General features: G+C 46.7%; 23 protein-coding genes and 1 tRNA gene. 7 read left to right on the top strand and 17 right to left on the bottom strand.

Annotation, left to right across the window (positions count from 1 at the left end; translation table 11 throughout):
- Window positions 1-227: 227 nt before the first annotated feature.
- The 8 genes from WC647_07685 to WC647_07720 all read right to left on the bottom strand — a co-directional run bounded on the left by WC647_07685 (window position 228) and on the right by WC647_07720 (window position 3,435).
- Window positions 228-467, bottom strand: coding sequence for a hypothetical protein (locus tag WC647_07685; protein ID MFA6222180.1), 240 nt, complete (start codon window positions 465-467; stop codon window positions 228-230).
- Complete coding sequence (locus WC647_07690; GenBank protein MFA6222181.1) at window positions 460-807, bottom strand: hypothetical protein; 348 nt, start codon at window positions 805-807, stop codon at window positions 460-462. Before WC647_07690 ends, WC647_07685 begins: the two co-directional genes overlap by 8 nt.
- Window positions 808-1,511: 704 nt before the next feature.
- Window positions 1,512-1,799, bottom strand: a complete 288-nt coding sequence (locus tag WC647_07695; GenBank protein MFA6222182.1) for a type II toxin-antitoxin system RelE/ParE family toxin — start codon at window positions 1,797-1,799, stop codon at window positions 1,512-1,514.
- A complete protein-coding gene (locus WC647_07700; GenBank protein MFA6222183.1) occupies window positions 1,789-1,995 on the bottom strand; it encodes a hypothetical protein in 207 nt (68 codons plus the stop codon). Before WC647_07700 ends, WC647_07695 begins: the two co-directional genes overlap by 11 nt.
- 298 nt (window positions 1,996-2,293) lie before the next feature.
- The gene (locus WC647_07705; GenBank protein ID MFA6222184.1) at window positions 2,294-2,746 is read right to left on the bottom strand and encodes a type II toxin-antitoxin system VapC family toxin; all 453 of its coding nucleotides are present in this window, start codon (window positions 2,744-2,746) and stop codon (window positions 2,294-2,296) included.
- Window positions 2,743-2,964, bottom strand: a complete 222-nt coding sequence (locus WC647_07710) for a hypothetical protein (GenBank protein ID MFA6222185.1) — start codon at window positions 2,962-2,964, stop codon at window positions 2,743-2,745. The genes WC647_07705 and WC647_07710 overlap by 4 nt, the downstream gene beginning before the upstream one ends.
- 58 nt (window positions 2,965-3,022) lie before the next feature.
- The gene (locus WC647_07715) at window positions 3,023-3,187 is read right to left on the bottom strand and encodes a DUF5615 family PIN-like protein (protein ID MFA6222186.1); all 165 of its coding nucleotides are present in this window, start codon (window positions 3,185-3,187) and stop codon (window positions 3,023-3,025) included.
- Entirely contained in the window at window positions 3,184-3,435 is a 252-nt protein-coding gene (locus WC647_07720; protein ID MFA6222187.1) for a DUF433 domain-containing protein, read from the bottom strand. The genes WC647_07715 and WC647_07720 overlap by 4 nt, the downstream gene beginning before the upstream one ends.
- 287 nt (window positions 3,436-3,722) lie before the next feature.
- On the opposite strand from WC647_07720, the gene WC647_07725 reads away from it, so the two are divergent.
- Window positions 3,723-4,019, top strand: a complete 297-nt coding sequence (locus WC647_07725) for a hypothetical protein (GenBank protein ID MFA6222188.1) — start codon at window positions 3,723-3,725, stop codon at window positions 4,017-4,019.
- Window positions 4,020-4,139: 120 nt separating this feature from the next.
- Here WC647_07725 and WC647_07730 read toward each other — a convergent pair whose 3' ends face one another.
- From WC647_07730 to rfbF, 4 genes are all read right to left on the bottom strand, one after another.
- Complete coding sequence (locus WC647_07730) at window positions 4,140-4,508, bottom strand: hypothetical protein (GenBank protein ID MFA6222189.1); 369 nt, start codon at window positions 4,506-4,508, stop codon at window positions 4,140-4,142.
- A gap of 36 nt (window positions 4,509-4,544) precedes the next feature.
- Window positions 4,545-4,838 (bottom strand): type II toxin-antitoxin system HigB family toxin, encoded by a 294-nt coding sequence (locus WC647_07735; protein ID MFA6222190.1) that lies wholly within the window; start codon window positions 4,836-4,838, stop codon window positions 4,545-4,547.
- 273 nt (window positions 4,839-5,111) lie between these two features.
- Window positions 5,112-6,221, bottom strand: coding sequence for a CDP-glucose 4,6-dehydratase (gene rfbG / locus WC647_07740; protein ID MFA6222191.1), 1,110 nt, complete (start codon window positions 6,219-6,221; stop codon window positions 5,112-5,114).
- The gene (gene rfbF / locus WC647_07745; protein ID MFA6222192.1) at window positions 6,218-6,988 is read right to left on the bottom strand and encodes a glucose-1-phosphate cytidylyltransferase; all 771 of its coding nucleotides are present in this window, start codon (window positions 6,986-6,988) and stop codon (window positions 6,218-6,220) included. Before rfbF ends, rfbG begins: the two co-directional genes overlap by 4 nt.
- Before the next feature lie 140 nt (window positions 6,989-7,128).
- Between rfbF and WC647_07750 the strand changes: the two genes are divergently transcribed.
- On the top strand, window positions 7,129-8,403 hold the full coding sequence (locus tag WC647_07750; protein MFA6222193.1) for an IS110 family transposase: 1,275 nt from the start codon (window positions 7,129-7,131) through the stop codon (window positions 8,401-8,403).
- Window positions 8,404-8,919: 516 nt separating this feature from the next.
- Here the strand turns inward: WC647_07750 and WC647_07755 are convergent.
- The 5 genes from WC647_07755 to WC647_07775 form a co-directional block, all read right to left on the bottom strand.
- Window positions 8,920-9,105 carry a hypothetical protein gene (locus WC647_07755; GenBank protein MFA6222194.1) on the bottom strand — a complete coding sequence of 62 codons (186 nt, stop codon included), beginning with the start codon at window positions 9,103-9,105 and terminating at the stop codon, window positions 8,920-8,922.
- Entirely contained in the window at window positions 9,095-9,259 is a 165-nt protein-coding gene (locus WC647_07760) for a hypothetical protein (GenBank protein MFA6222195.1), read from the bottom strand. The genes WC647_07755 and WC647_07760 overlap by 11 nt, the downstream gene beginning before the upstream one ends.
- A 117-nt stretch (window positions 9,260-9,376) precedes the next feature.
- A complete protein-coding gene (locus WC647_07765) occupies window positions 9,377-9,805 on the bottom strand; it encodes a HEPN domain-containing protein (protein ID MFA6222196.1) in 429 nt (142 codons plus the stop codon).
- Window positions 9,798-10,124 carry a nucleotidyltransferase domain-containing protein gene (locus WC647_07770; GenBank protein ID MFA6222197.1) on the bottom strand — a complete coding sequence of 109 codons (327 nt, stop codon included), beginning with the start codon at window positions 10,122-10,124 and terminating at the stop codon, window positions 9,798-9,800. Before WC647_07770 ends, WC647_07765 begins: the two co-directional genes overlap by 8 nt.
- A 704-nt stretch (window positions 10,125-10,828) precedes the next feature.
- Window positions 10,829-11,431: a methyltransferase domain-containing protein gene (locus tag WC647_07775; GenBank protein ID MFA6222198.1), complete on the bottom strand. Its 603-nt coding sequence runs from the start codon at window positions 11,429-11,431 to the stop codon at window positions 10,829-10,831.
- A gap of 161 nt (window positions 11,432-11,592) precedes the next feature.
- On the opposite strand from WC647_07775, the gene ispE reads away from it, so the two are divergent.
- From ispE to WC647_07800, 5 genes are all read left to right on the top strand, one after another.
- Window positions 11,593-12,453, top strand: coding sequence for a 4-(cytidine 5'-diphospho)-2-C-methyl-D-erythritol kinase (ispE, locus tag WC647_07780; GenBank protein MFA6222199.1), 861 nt, complete (start codon window positions 11,593-11,595; stop codon window positions 12,451-12,453).
- Window positions 12,454-12,492: 39 nt separating this feature from the next.
- Window positions 12,493-12,567: transfer RNA gene (locus tag WC647_07785), tRNA-Gln, on the top strand.
- Between the two features lie 44 nt (window positions 12,568-12,611).
- The gene (locus tag WC647_07790; GenBank protein ID MFA6222200.1) at window positions 12,612-12,995 is read left to right on the top strand and encodes a hypothetical protein; all 384 of its coding nucleotides are present in this window, start codon (window positions 12,612-12,614) and stop codon (window positions 12,993-12,995) included.
- A 166-nt stretch (window positions 12,996-13,161) separates the two neighbouring features.
- The gene (locus WC647_07795; protein MFA6222201.1) at window positions 13,162-13,821 is read left to right on the top strand and encodes a site-2 protease family protein; all 660 of its coding nucleotides are present in this window, start codon (window positions 13,162-13,164) and stop codon (window positions 13,819-13,821) included.
- Window positions 13,822-13,824: 3 nt separating this feature from the next.
- Entirely contained in the window at window positions 13,825-14,538 is a 714-nt protein-coding gene (locus WC647_07800; GenBank protein ID MFA6222202.1) for a segregation/condensation protein A, read from the top strand.

The raw sequence follows: 14,538 nt of genomic DNA on the forward strand, positions 1-14,538 counted from the left end.
TGGACGCTAATGAACGTCCTTTCGAACATCGTTCGATTCCCCCCAGGCCTTCACCCTAGGCTGGAATAAAACGCCCTTTCAGGGCTTGCGAATGTCATTTCGAAAGAAGAGAGAAATCCACCCCGCAGCGGAATACGTACATGACAGGCCATATTGTTACACGATACTTGGTAAGATTTCTCGTCGCTAAGGTGGCGCTATGTATCGTGGAATGACTTATCTCGGCTTTAGGGCCAAACAGCGTCTTTAGGAATGCCAAGGCTTGCAAGTAACGCTTCGATGACACGCCAAGATATCTCTGGGTTTGTCCCATGTTTTTTTATAGTGTATTGCGGCCCCTTCGGAGAGTTTTCGGAAAGAGGGCGGACCAGGATAGTCTCCGATCCTTTACCGCCCCGCTTAACTTTCACTCGATACGGCTTGAGGGCTTTGAGCAGATCCTTGAACCGTACAGGGGATTTAGGCATGACAAATTTGTCTATAAAAGCACTTGCTAGCTTCAATTATGGGAATAAGTGAAGAATCATCTTTGAATATGGGGTCTCTGCGGTAAGAGTTTTTTTCCCGGTCCTCACAGTTGAAAAAATCTTTCCAAACACTCAGTGGGGCCGGATGGTACATGTATTCCAAATTGTCATTTTCAAGAGCATATCGGACGTGAGACTCTATTACATCGATGATGTCCGACTCTGCCTCATTGACCGTCTCAGCCACAGTCACAAGGTTTAGCTCAAGACAATGCGCCACCCAGCCGTCAGGCTCTTGCCGTATAACAACTCTAAAAGAGAACGGCTCTTCTCTAAGCATAATTGCCTCCATATCTTGAACCACCAGTCTGGACCGGCGTAGGAGTTATTGGAACAGCCATGATAGTTCTCCTTGATCAATAGCTTATCCATTTTTATCGAAATTGGCAATCACTGATCATTGGCTGGGCCACGATTTCGACCATAGGTTTTGGATGGTTATCGGTTTCTTCGGCGAGCCGAGTTCCCATAGCACCTGCGAGGATGCCCAGGGTTTCGCCTTGGGCTGGCATAAAACGCCCTTTCAGGGCTTGTTGGGGAATGTCATTTCGAACGAAGAGAGAAATCCATCCCGCAGCGGAATACGTACATGACAGGCCATATTGTTACACAATACTTGGTAAGATTTCTCGTCGCAAGGCTCTGTCGAAATGACAGCAGGCCAAATCACAACCACCACCCACGGCGCAGGAGCGGCTCAACATTTTGAGCAACAAAAAACCGAAATGAACGATCCAAATCCACCCACGGCGCAGCCACGGGCTCACGAATGTTGGCCACAAGGGCCAAATGTGAGTTCTCTTAAGAGTTGTCCAATTTGCCCCCTCTTCAAGGCACCGTTCATGAGCCCACGGTTCTACCGTGGGGGATTGTAGGGCAGGGACGCCCGTTACTATTGGACGCTAATGAACGTCCTTTCGAACATCGTTCGATCGTCCCAACCAAGGCCTTCACCCTAGGCTGGAATAAAACGCCCCTTCAGGGCTAGTCGGAAATGTTCCGATTGGCCTTTTTCCTGTGAGAAATAGAGACTATCGTGATCATGGACGAAGACAAATCTACTACGTACAGGATTCTGTAATCTCCCTGCCTCAATCTGTAGCCATTTTCCAGAGTTGACACCTTTTTGCAACCACTGGGGAAAGGATTTTGTTGGAGCCTAGATATTTTGGTCAGTATTTTGGAGGCTATTGCCTTAGGAATCCGCGTGATCTCTTTTGAGACATGTCGATTAATATTGACACGATATTGCTTTGATCCACTATTCTGCACTCAGGAGCGCCTTAAGTTCGTCCAGCGATATTGTCCCGTGGTCTTTGACCTGTTCGATACCTTTTGTGAGTTCGATGTAATCAAGACGATCTTCATTATTGGTTAGAGCGTCGAATTCAGCCTGATGTTCTGTATCGGCAAAATCATAAGTGATCAAATCATCTGAACTGAATTCATCAATCTTTTTGGCAAGCATAGCGTCCTCCGCACTGATTTCATTTTAAAAGAGATCAAGGTCAGTGTCAAAGATGATTAACTGCAACCCAAATTCCCCACGGCGCAAAAAAGGTTCAAGACTTTGAACCCTTACGATATGAATATTGGACCGCGGGAGCGGCCCAAAGGGGAATGCGCTCCGGATTTATTACCCATAGCGTTGCTATGGTCTATTCTGACGCCGCCCTTCCAGGGCTGTAGGGGATGTTCTCTCAAGAGTGATCATATTTGCCCCCTCTTCAAGGCTCGTTCGAGATAATGATGCAAATAACCACGAATTAGGAAAGTAAATAGTCTTTTAATAAGATGACTCTCAACTCTTTTATCTGCTTTAGCTTCGCATCATTGGTGAGAAATGCGTCCGCCTCCACATCAAGGGCAGCAGCCACTTGTAAGGCGTCAACGGTCTTAAGAAAAGAATAACGGCCTCTCAAATTGCCGGCAGTCTCTGCTATCCCTTCTGATATCTCGATAAGAGTAAGATGCTTGGCGTATTTGATGAATTGAACGAATTTTTGCGCAAGCGTCACATCATTGATGGCTACCGGTTTTATCAAGACTTCAGTTAGAGTTAGAACCGATGAATACGCTGCCAAACTTCCTGATTCGATGGCAATCACAACTTCTCTGGCAAGTGGGCCAAATTCAGGGTGACCCTGTAGGTAATAGATGATGGGGGCTGTGTCGATGAAGACGCTATTTATACGAGCAAATTCTTCGGACAGAGTCACAGTCTGTCCTCTCTCAGGCTGTTGACATATTCCTGGGCATCTTCAGTCCTCCAAAGATCTTTACCAAGGCCATAGAGATGTTTCCAATCGAGTTCACTGTCAGATTGTCCTGATTTCCGTAACTGTCTGACAAGTTTTTCCATTAACATCAACTGTTCGTCACGTGAGAGGCTCTTGATCTCTTTTTCAATTTCTATAATTGTGATTGGTGTTGGCATGGGACACCCTGTCTTTTGTTTCAATATTATACTCCGACGGAATTTGTTCTCCGAAATCCTAATCCAGCGTTACGAGGATTCTACCCTCAATATAGGCTCGTTCCAGAATCTCTTCATCTCCAGGATCTTCGGGCCATTCACCCGCCCAAACTACATCATGACCTTCAGATCTAGGACGCTGTGAAGCGGGGCCCCAAACGCACGTGTCGAGAAGCAACTTCATACGCCAGTGTCCGAAAACATGGGCTCAACCCGTTCATGCCCAACGATCCTTCGGGCGTACAATAGGCACGCCAGCACGTCTTCACGCTCCAACCATGGATATCCTTCAAGGATGGATTCAATTGTGTCCCCTGCGGCCAGCATACCCAAAACATGTTCGACAGCAAGTCTTCGGCCTCGAATTATTGGTTTTCCGCCGAATATTCTCGGGTTAATTGTTATTCTGTTAAGGGATTCAGTGTCAGACATGTCCGAAACCTCACTTTGTGGTCAATATACCACGCACAGGGTGTTTGAATCCAGGATTGTCGGTTTATTCGGCGAACCGGGCGCCCATACCACCTGCAAGGATGCCCAGGCCGTTAGCCTGCGCTGGATTGTGACGCCCATTCAGGGCTTACCCGTGTCATTTCGTGTGAAGCGAGAAATCCATCCCGTCCGCAATTACATACATTGCCGGCCATAGAGGTCATACGGGGGTTGGGTAGATTTCTCGTCGCAAAGCTCACTCGAAATGACTATCGTTGGTCGTCGAAATGATAATAGTCGCTGCTACACGTTCACTCGAGATGACAACAGCCACCCACGGCGCAGCCATGGGTTCACGAATGTTGGGCCACAGAGGGAGGGCGGCCATAGGGGAATGGGTTCAAGAGTTGTCCGATTTGCCCCCTCTTCAAGGCGCCGTTCATGAGCCCACGGTTCTACCGTGGGAAATTTTCGGGAAGGGGCCCCCGTCACTATTGGATGCTAATGAACGTCCTTTCGAACGTCGTTCGATTCCCAGGCCTTCAGCCGGGGCTGGCATAAGACGCCCTTTCAGGGCTAGTTAAGGACAAGATCTCTCCCAAGGGTCGAGATGACAGCAGCCTACCCACAGCATGTAAGGTTATGCCATAAAACCCCACGATGTGTAAACGTTGAAGGGTTAATTGGTGTTCTTTTTAGAGTTTTCAAGCAGTGACAATGTTCTGATTTGGCTTAGGAGCCCGTTTATTTTTGAGCTTTTTGGGCTTAGCTGAAGTTACAGGTTGATTGGCAAGAATTAAAACGTTGGCGTTGGGCCTTAACTCATTGATTCTGTTGATCATTATCTCAACATGTTCAGGCGCCATCCCGGTCTCCTGCAATCGATACTCAATCTCGTCGATTGGGTCAGGAGGAACTATGGGATAATGTTCATTTCCGTACGCCTCAATCAATAGCGCCAGAACGTCCAACTCATCGGACTCTGGTGTTCCATCCTCAGCGTCCCATATTTCACGTACTCTAGCTAATGCCGATTTGTAGTCATCTTCGGTGCGAATTGGCTTAATCTGCATATTAAAATCCCTTTGGTTAAATCGAACCATTGTGGGTTAGACCTCTCGCGGGTCTATTTTGTCGTATTTTGCGTGAGTCCCAACGAATCGAATGTCTACCAATCCCTTTTTATATTGAATGACAGCCACTAAACGGTAGTTGTTTCCTTTGACATTGAATACGGCCCTGTTGGCTCCAATTATTCTAACGTTGCTAAATTGCCTCTCAATATCTCGCGGTTCTTTCCATTGAGCCTTCCTCGTATCAGCCAACCAAACTTTCAAAGCTATTTCCGCGTCAGTATGCTTTTGCCAGAACTTGGGAAGAATATCCGGAGAGACAATCCTCATAATCGAATCATACCCTCACAGGCCGACTCAATCAACATCTGTTCCACCATCTGTCATTTTGAACGAAGAGAGAAATCAATTTTGTCGGGGAATGCGCCTACAGTAGCGAATATTGCCACACCGACCGGGGATAGATCTCTCGTCGCTTCGCTCACTCGAGATGGCAACAGCCCACCCACGGCGCAGCCATGGGTTCACGAATGTTGGCCACAAGGGGCCAAAGGTGAGTTCTCTTAAAAGTTGTCCAATTTGCCCCTCTTGATGGGGCAACGTTCATGAGCCCACGGTTCTACCGTGGGAAATTCGGCCGTTAATTGAATATTCCTCAATCTGATCCAACGTCATTTTCTTTAACGTTCGCCCATCAGAACCATCATAAAATGTCTTGTACCATTCTACGGTTTTGGTTAGCGCCTCAGCAACTCCATATTTAGGCGTCCATTTCAATAGAGTGCGTGCTTTTGTGGAATCCAGGGTCAAACTGTGCGCTTCATGAGGCTGAACGGAGTCATCCGTTTTCCATGAAGCTCCATTACCCCATAGATCGACCATCTTGTTGGCTATCCAAGACACAGATTTAGCGTCGTAATAGTCAGGACCGAAGTTCCATGCATCGGCGAATTCAGCGTTACCCTCCCATAGTTTTTCGATTAGCGTCAGGTAGCCGTTGAGCGGATCAAGAACATGCTGCCATGGACGCATAGCGGCAGGATTCCGGATTATGACCGGCTCGGCTTTGTGAAAAGCCCTTATGATGTCTGGAACTAACCTATCTGCAGCCCAGTCGCCACCACCTATTACATTGCCGGCGCGAGCTGTGGCCAACAATATTTGACGGTCGTTCTTGTTAGTTGCGCTGAAGAACGATTTCCTGTATGCGGCGGTCACTATTTCTGCGCAGGCTTTGCTGCTGGAATAGGGATCATGTCCCCCGAGGGGCTCGTTTTCCCGGTACGGCCATAGCCATTCCCTGTTTTCGTAACATTTGTCACTGGTTACGATTAACGCCACTTTTATGCTATCTGTGAGTCTTATCGCCTCGAGCACATTGACAGTACCCATAACATTGGAGGAAAAAGTCTCAACAGGATCATGATAGGATCTTCTAACAATAGCCTGAGCCGCCATGTGGATAACTATTTCAGGTTTTTTCTCTGCTATTACGGATTGCAGCTTTGGCAAATCCCTGATATCGCCAATTATAGAGCAAATATGATCTTCAATATTAGCTATATCAAACAAGCTCGGGTCTGTCGGTGGAGCGAGAGCATATCCGGTTACATCAGCTCCCAAAGATTGTAACCATAGCGAGATCCAACTGCCTTTGAAGCCGGTGTGGCCGGTTATGAGGACTTTTTTGTTGTGCCAGAAGGATGGGGTCAATCCCACACCTTCCAAGGGGCAGTACCAGAATCCCAAAGATCTTCTAGGATGTATTTGTCCCTTATGGTGTCCATACATTGCCAGAAGCCGGGATGGAGATAAGCCGACATTCGACCTTCTTTGGCCATTTTTTCCAGAGGGTCCCGTTCCCAGATTGTTTTATCGTTATCAATGTAATTAATTACTTTCGGAGATAAAACATAAAAACCACCATTTATCCAGCCGCCGTCACCGCGAGGTTTTTCCTGAAAACTGATCATTTTTGTTTTATCGAGGTTTATTGCGCCGAAACGACCGGGTTGCATTACAGCGGTCAATGTCGCAAGAGCTTTCTCTGACCTATGAAAATCAATCACTTGTTGGATATTCACGTCTGATACGCCGTCACCATAAGTGAAACAGAATTCCTCCTGATCGAGATAGGAAGCGACTCTCTTGAGTCGGCCGCCAGTCTGAGTATTTAATCCCGTGTCAACGAGCGTGACTTTCCAGGGTTCGACCTTCTTCTGGTGAACTTCCATGCAGTTGTTTTGCATGTCAAACGTGACGTCAGACATGTGTAGGAAGTAATGGGCAAAATATTCCTTGATCATGAAACCTTTGTATCCGCAGCAGATAATAAAATCATTCAATCCATAAGCCGAATAAATCTTCATGATGTGCCACAGGATCGGTTTACCGCCGATTTCGACCATGGGTTTGGGGCGATTATCGGTTTCTTCGGCGAGCCGAGTTCCCATACCACCTGCTAGGATAACGACTTTCATTGGGGGGTCCTAATTGTCATTTCTAACGAACATTCATGCCCTGTGCAGGCACAACCAACAATGAGAATACTGTTTAGAAGCGGGTCATGGCATACTACCTGAAGAAGAATTACGATTTCATACAATATCAGGAGGATGCCATGACCCAACAGCAAAATACATCAATTTTGAGAGTTATGCACGAGGTATGCTGTGGACTCGATGTTCACAAGAAATTGATCAATGCGTGCTTGATCACCACGGACGAAAATGGTCAAGAAGACAGTGAGTTGAGGGTCTTTCAGACATTTACTGATGACTTGTGTCGCCTGAGGGACTGGCTGCTCGATCATAACTGTCCTGTTGTAGCTATGGAAAGCACAGGTATCTATTGGAGGCCAGTACATAATATTATGGAAGGTCTTTTTGAGATCATTCTTGTTAATGCTCGGCATTTCAAAAATCTTCCAGGCAAAAAAACAGACATGTCGGATTGTCAGTGGATATGCGGACTCCTGAGAGTCGGACTATTAAAAGGAAGTTTTATACCTCAAAAACATGTCCGGCAATGGCGAGATCTGACCAGGTACAGGCGGAGTAAGATAGAGGATCTTGGTGATGCCAAAAGACAGGTTCACAAACTTTTTGAGTCCGCCAATATCAAAATCGATTCTGTGGCGTCTCAGATATTCACCCGTACAGGTCGTAATCTGATGGAACGTTTACTCAAAAACGACCAGGAACTCGCTCTCGAAGACGTGATAGAATGTCTCAGGGGGAAGTTGAAATCTAAGGGCAAGGAATTATATCGAGCGATTCAAGGCTTTTTTGAAGATCATCATCGCTGGTTGCTGGAAAAGATGCTTTCGAATGTAGACCATCTCGAGCATCTCATAAATGATATTCAAGTCAGATTAAGAAGCCTTCTAAAACCTTATGAAGACGCTATTGACAGACTAAACGAAATTCCCGGGATTGATTTCATATCAGCATGCTCCATCATTTCTGAAACAGGTCCGACACTTTCAACTTTTCCTAATACCGCTTCTTTGTGTTCATGGGCTGGAGTTTGTCCAGGAAACAACGAGAGCGCAGGAAAAAGACACTCTGGACGAAGTCCGGTTAGTAAAGGCAATCTAAAAACAATCCTAATTGAAGTGGCTTGGGCAGCGGTCAGGACCAAGAAGTCATATTTTAGGGCAAAATTCTTTAGTCTTAGATCTCGACTCGGTCCGAAAAAAGCGATTGTGGCCGTAGCTCACCGTATTCTCAAAGCCATATACCACGTGATTAAGCATGGAGCTAAATTCAAAGATCTAGGAGAGGATTATCTGAGCAATCTACACAAAAACTCAAAGCTCAATTACCTGATTCGTCAGGCCGGCAAATTTGGCTATACACTTACACCAAGCGGTGTTGCTGAAAAATCATTTTAGTGTGTTAAGAAACCTGAGCAATTAAAATGGCAGTGGTGGTTGCTCCTAAAGGTCGATTAGATACTGAAGCGAAAAGCGCGGGAGAGAACATGACCACGGTCGGCGAGCGCAACCAGTTGTTGGCACATTAAGTGACCACGGATACAAAACTTCTTAATACGCTGACCAAACACCACCGCTGCAAAAGACTTTAAGGATTCCCCGGGCTTCGCCTTGGGTAATTTCAAGAAATCCACTGACTCGCTTATACCGAGGGGTATTCACATACAAAAATCTATTGCATCGCGAATCACGTACATTACCGATTATAGAGGGAATAAGTGGGTTGGATGGATCTCTCGTCGCCGCGCTCGCTCGAGATGACAGAATGCCAAACCCTACCCGCGGCTATGCCGTGCGAATATACGGGCGGGGACACCCAACCCGATGTAGAAATCATCAATGTTTGTAACCGTAACCCCTAGGTCGAATGCTATATACTCTAATCCTGCAATAGTTCTTCATGAACCTCATAAATTAATCGTAAACCGCCAATCTGATATGTGTAACAGTCAGCAAGCCCTTTAGTCTCTTGATCCCAGGCCCAAAATTGGGATTGATCTCAAGATTAGATAGACAACGATCAAGGCCCGTCTTTAGATTCCCGGTAACCTTGTGGTAACTCTTATATGCAGTCTTGGTAAGCAGAACTTTATAGGCCATTGGGGCGAGGTTTTTCCGAAGTTACATATTCACCATCAGCATATTCCTGACGACCTTTAAATATGGCCTGTAAATCCTTATTCATAGGCTCTTCTTCCTGAACGTCACGAATGAATTCTATATATTCACGAACCGCTAATATATTTTCGTTCATGGGAAACCTCGTCCCAGTCGGGGAAACCCTATACTCAGATCCGGGTAGACACGCTGGTTTACGCAATCCAAATGTACTGGCAGAAGCGGCCCAAAGGGGAATGAATTCAAAATCATGTCATTTCGAACGTAGGTTGCTTTCAATCCAGGTCTTGCAAAGTTCAATGAAGCCGGAAGCCGCAACCAGTCCCACGGCGGCGTCGCTTTGGATATAGACCTGCCCAGGCGTCAAATCAGGCAGTCCGTTGGGATATCTTGTGGGAATATAATATTTGTCGAGCAATGCGGCGAAGTTATTTACTTCGGCCAAATCCGGGAAATCATCTTTTTTAGGAAATTCATCAACAAGTTTTTTGACCGAGTGGCCCCATGGGTCTTCGTCTTCGAAAAACCAGATCGCCTTAATCGATTTTTCGCCGGCCTGCTGGGAATGAAAACACGAAGCCGCATACATTTCGTGGTCGTACAATGTTCGAGCCGCCGCTAGGTCCTCTGCCGCTGTCTGTAACCATCTTTTAGCCAGGTATCTGTTCTTGGCTTCAGCCATAAATGACGACGCCTTCCTTGACAACTCGTCGCATAAAAGGCTCATCCTGCATATTGTCAAATTCCGCCGGAGTGTAGATCAGAAGATCAACAGAGCGATGCTCAACCACATCAGTTATATCCTTGTAAATCCCATCATAACGATCAAGAAATCTTTTATCCGTCTGCATAATAAGCATCAAATCCAAATCGCTGCGTTTGGAGACATCGCCCACAGCAAAAGATCCAAAAACAATGGCCTTGATAATAGCGTATCGTTTGCAAATCGGTATGATCACGCTAGTTATTCGGTCTAAAGACCCAGTTGGTTGAGATCTCATTGAATTCTTTCCATTTAGAGACAAGATACTGAAAACATGCTGGGTCATGATTGGGGAGGATAGACATATGGGCCTACTCCTACGTTCCGTTGTATCCATGCGTGAGTGCAGTATTATTTCCTCAACTCAGCGGCAAGGTGGAATGATATTGTGGACGGCCTACATAGCTCCGCCCCGTCGATTAATTGTAACATATCGATAATACAAAGTAAACGTTGTTATGAGGCTTTTATGTTCTAAATGATAATACTAGAAAGAATAATCAATTACGGATTGTCGAGATTCGACGCAAAACGATACATCACCTGCAAAGCTCATGTTTATGGCTATAAGGGGTCGATCCGCCACCACAAAAAACAATGATGAAGATAAATTTTATTTTACTCTCTTATGGCCTAATTTCCAAGTCGCCCCAACAATTATGGATTAAATATCATTCGTCAAAGCAATCAATAATTAATAATTTAGATGAAACCATAATAAAACGAACTTTGCAAGGTGAAATTGGTATCAAGCTTAACGACTTTCGTTTGGTACTTTGATCAGGGAATTAGATACGGATATTTGGTGGTAACAAATTTGGCTGTATGATTATTACACAGGAGAGCTACATAGTAACTTACATGGTTGTTAGATCCCACATGATGACTGGGGGTGTTACTGGGGAAATCAGGGGCGCTGTACGGCCGAGGTAGGAGCGCATTTCAGGAACGCGAGAGGTCAAAAATGGTAATTTCCTGATCAGGAAAACCATGGTGACTGAAAGCCGACGTATTTGATTGGCATGAAAAGCCTCTCGATAACAGTCGGCCGATAAAACGCTCGACAACCAGTCTTTTCCTGTCCGCAAGCATGATACTGCCACCGGTCGCCAACGCCTTTTCGAGTAACTGGATCAGACTGGAGTGGAAGAAATAGTCATATATTATTTCGGCGCCAAGGATCAGATCAAAAGCAGGCAAATCTGGGGGATTTCCCCAATCCAACTCGAGAAAATGCGCTCGGGAGCGATTCAGATCATTCAGAGCTATATTGCGGCTCGCGAGTTCCAGCGCTTGAGGCATGAAATCGCTGAAAGTGACTTCAGCGCCCTTCATCAAAGCTCCCATGCCCGCCAGGCCGAGTCCGCACCCGAGTTCGAGCGCCTTGACCCCCACAAGATCCTTTCCTTCAAGAATGAGCCTTGTCAGATTAATTGAAGCTGTAGTAAGACCCCACCAGAAGGTGAGGCGCTCCGCAGAGTCTTCAGCGTCCTCGGGCGCGTACAGAAACGCTTTTCTGGTTCCAAGCTCCAGTGTCAGTTTCACGATTTGTTTGTCTCCAGTTACGAGAATCCTTGAAACTTACGGATTGAATCAGGATGTTGTTAGAACTAAGATCAAAAGATAAATGTCATAATAGTTGGCGAAAACTTTTTTGTCGATACGGGGCTCTTTTGTCCGGCGCCCCGGAATAGGGGTAAAATCTCATGAAAAGTCTCCGACTTCGAAGTCCGGCAAAGATAAATCTCTTTTTGAGAGTGCTTGGGAAAAGACCTGACGGCTATCATGAGATTGAAACCGTGTTTCAGGAGATAGATCTCGCCGACGAAATCATACTGCGTCAAAGCAGTGGAGGCAAATCCCTGAAGGTTGAGGGAGCGCCGGAAATCGAGACTGAATCAAACCTCGTTTTCAAGGCGCTCAAATGGCTCGAAGGTTTGAGCGGCCAGCGCTTTGACGTAGATATCGAGTTGCGCAAGAACATACCTATAGCGGCCGGTCTTGGCGGAGGCAGTTCGAACGCAGCGGCTTTGATAGTGGGTATGAAGAGACTTTTTGATCTGGAATGGCTGGATATTGAAGCTATAATGCCGGTAGCCGCGACTGTTGGAGCTGATGTGCCATTTTTCTTTTTCGGCGGATCGGCGATAGGGGAGGGGATAGGCGATCGGCTCACCAGGATATTCCTGGATCAGCCACAAAAAATCCTGCTTGTGAATCCTGGATTTCCTGTGTCCACAGCGGGGATCTTCAAGGAGATTTCTAAAACCTTGACAGGCGCCATGAGACCAGGTATTCTACACGGATTATATGGAGAGGGCCACGACGCGCGGGATTTTCTCCATAATGATTTACAAACCGTGGCTGAACGGCTCCATCCGGGAATTTCCGACGCCCTTGACGCTATCAGGAGGGTCGGAATAAACAAACCCGTAATGAGTGGAAGCGGCCCCACAGTGTTTGGTTTCATTGAAAACGATATTGAGGAACCTCGGCCTGGCCGGTTTCCAAAGTCCTGGAAAACGATAATCGCCAGATCCGAGAAAAAGGGGATAACAATAGATTAGCCCCGGGCCCTGAATATAGAGTCTCATGCGGCCGCCTGCTGGGGTGTCGTCAAGTGGCAAGACACGGGTCTTTGGCACCCGCATTCGGAGGTTCGAATCCTCCCACCCCAGCCAGAACAGGACTTGCTGAGTCCAAGAATCACAAGCAGAGGATGATCATGCCGTCAAAGAGCATTCACACAAGAGAGGAACAGAAGAGCAGGTTTCTCAAACAGTCGGAGACAAGACGCAAGAGCCTGTCAGAACAAGGTTTTGATGAAAAGCGTATAGACAAAGATCCGCTGATCAAGCGTCTAAAGGCTAGAGTCAAGCAAGTAAATACGGCGTTGGCCCGCATAGCTTTTCTTGAAGACCAAACCAAGAAGCTCCAAGAGAAAAAAGCGCAGAAGATAGCCGAAGCCGCGGCTGAAAGGGCTGAAACCATTAAGCCCGGGGCTACCGGCAAGAAAAAGAAAGTGGAAGAAAAACCACCTGAACCAGTTAAAAAAGGTTCCGGTAAAGGTAAAGACAAGTCAAAACAAGAGGGAAAGAAGCAGAAATAGTGGTAGAAATCCTACCAGTGTTTCCCTATCTTGTCTTTTTCTCAAGTGTCCCCTGGAGAGGAGCTTTACGTGACCTTGTGTCGGCGCCTCTCTTCAGGGAGAGCAATCTGCATCCATTCCAAAGACCGTAACGCAAGTTAGGGTTAAGAGCCTCTTCTCAGATCCTATGCCTGAATTGGACATCCTCAAATCCCTAAGAGAATTGGTTCTAATTACTCCAGGTTTTCTGCTCGCCATAACGGCGCATGAATTCACGCACGGCTACATTGCATACAGACTTGGGGATCCTACCGCAAAGATGGCGGGGAGGCTTACATTTAACCCTTTGAGCCATCTGGATCTCTTTGGAACTCTGGCCCTGGTTCTGACCAGGATGATCGGCTGGGCAAAACCGGTTCCGGTTGACCCCAGATATCTAAAGAGGCCCTTGCGGGACATGCTTTGGATCAGTCTGGGTGGGCCGGTCGCGAATATCATTGTGGCGATAATTCTGGTGCTGATGCTGAAGTTGATCGCTTCCGCGGCAATGGCGGGATATGGATCTCCTGCAAGCGATTTCTTCATGGGACCGCTATTTCTTATCATTAGATACGGAATCAGAATCAATGTGGTTCTGGCTGTTTTCAACCTGATTCCTATTCCTCCACTGGATGGATTCGGCGTGCTCAAAGGGATGCTTCCGCGCTCCGCGGCGTACAAGCTGGAAGCTATTGAGCCTTACGGATTTCTGATTCTTCTGGCGTTGCTGCTCACAGGCGCGGTGAATTTCTTGATAGTTCCTCCGATAATAGCGGTTGAAAACTTGCTACTAAGTCTCGTAAGGTAAATCATGGCGTACGAGGTCAAGTTAGATATCTTCGAGGGCCCTCTTGACCTGCTTCTCCACCTTATCGAAAAAAATGAAGTTTCCATTGGCGATATACCGATAGCCACCATTACGGAACAATACCTGGAAACCATCGAGATTATGAGGTCGTTTAATCTCGAATTGGCCGGGGAATATCTTGTAATGGCGTCGTATCTCACGTATCTCAAGTCTCAGACGCTCTTGCCGGCGGCGGTTTCAGACGACGGAACTCCGGGCGATGATGTTGAAGATCCGAGAGCGGAACTTGTGGCTCATTTACTTGAGTACAGGAGATACAGGACAGTTGCGGCTGAACTTGGAGCCATGCCTCTTCTTGGCCGGGAGGTTTTCGAAAGAGACGGGCGTGAGCCCTTGCTGGATGGACAAGGCCGATCAGTCGTGAGTATCGATATCAATGAACTGGTATCGGCTTTGCAAGCGCTGTTGGAAAAACGGGAGCCGAAAATGGCGATGGAGATCAGGAACGAGCCGATTTCAATCCAGATCAAAATCGAAGAGATCATCACGAGGCTAAAGACACACCGATGGCTCTCCTTCGGATCGCTGTTTTCTGAAGATTTCTCAAGAGGGAATATTGTAGTTACTTTTCTGGCGCTACTTGAAGTGGTAAAAAACGGCGTCGCGAGGATTTATCAGGACATTCCTTTCGGATCTATTGTAATCTCGAGACGTTGA

This window comes from Desulfomonilaceae bacterium (genome assembly GCA_041662605.1).
In the GTDB taxonomy this organism is placed as follows: Bacteria; Desulfobacterota; Desulfomonilia; order Desulfomonilales; family Desulfomonilaceae; genus CAJBEZ01.

Coding starts and splice junctions, on each gene's coding strand:
- WC647_07685 (MFA6222180.1), bottom strand. CDS start 467: ATGCCTAAATCCCCTGTACGGTTCAAGGATCTGCTCAAAGCCCTCAAG.
- WC647_07690 (MFA6222181.1), bottom strand. CDS start 807: ATGCTTAGAGAAGAGCCGTTCTCTTTTAGAGTTGTTATACGGCAAGAG.
- WC647_07700 (MFA6222183.1), bottom strand. CDS start 1,995: ATGCTTGCCAAAAAGATTGATGAATTCAGTTCAGATGATTTGATCACT.
- WC647_07710 (MFA6222185.1), bottom strand. CDS start 2,964: ATGCCAACACCAATCACAATTATAGAAATTGAAAAAGAGATCAAGAGC.
- WC647_07715 (MFA6222186.1), bottom strand. CDS start 3,187: ATGAAGTTGCTTCTCGACACGTGCGTTTGGGGCCCCGCTTCACAGCGT.
- WC647_07720 (MFA6222187.1), bottom strand. CDS start 3,435: ATGTCTGACACTGAATCCCTTAACAGAATAACAATTAACCCGAGAATA.
- WC647_07725 (MFA6222188.1), top strand. CDS start 3,723: ATGATAATAGTCGCTGCTACACGTTCACTCGAGATGACAACAGCCACC.
- WC647_07730 (MFA6222189.1), bottom strand. CDS start 4,508: ATGCAGATTAAGCCAATTCGCACCGAAGATGACTACAAATCGGCATTA.
- WC647_07735 (MFA6222190.1), bottom strand. CDS start 4,838: ATGAGGATTGTCTCTCCGGATATTCTTCCCAAGTTCTGGCAAAAGCAT.
- rfbF (MFA6222192.1), bottom strand. CDS start 6,988: ATGAAAGTCGTTATCCTAGCAGGTGGTATGGGAACTCGGCTCGCCGAA.
- WC647_07750 (MFA6222193.1), top strand. CDS start 7,129: ATGACCCAACAGCAAAATACATCAATTTTGAGAGTTATGCACGAGGTA.
- WC647_07755 (MFA6222194.1), bottom strand. CDS start 9,105: ATGGCCTATAAAGTTCTGCTTACCAAGACTGCATATAAGAGTTACCAC.
- WC647_07760 (MFA6222195.1), bottom strand. CDS start 9,259: ATGAACGAAAATATATTAGCGGTTCGTGAATATATAGAATTCATTCGT.
- WC647_07765 (MFA6222196.1), bottom strand. CDS start 9,805: ATGGCTGAAGCCAAGAACAGATACCTGGCTAAAAGATGGTTACAGACA.
- WC647_07770 (MFA6222197.1), bottom strand. CDS start 10,124: ATGAGATCTCAACCAACTGGGTCTTTAGACCGAATAACTAGCGTGATC.
- ispE (MFA6222199.1), top strand. CDS start 11,593: ATGAAAAGTCTCCGACTTCGAAGTCCGGCAAAGATAAATCTCTTTTTG.
- WC647_07790 (MFA6222200.1), top strand. CDS start 12,612: ATGCCGTCAAAGAGCATTCACACAAGAGAGGAACAGAAGAGCAGGTTT.
- WC647_07795 (MFA6222201.1), top strand. CDS start 13,162: ATGCCTGAATTGGACATCCTCAAATCCCTAAGAGAATTGGTTCTAATT.
- WC647_07800 (MFA6222202.1), top strand. CDS start 13,825: ATGGCGTACGAGGTCAAGTTAGATATCTTCGAGGGCCCTCTTGACCTG.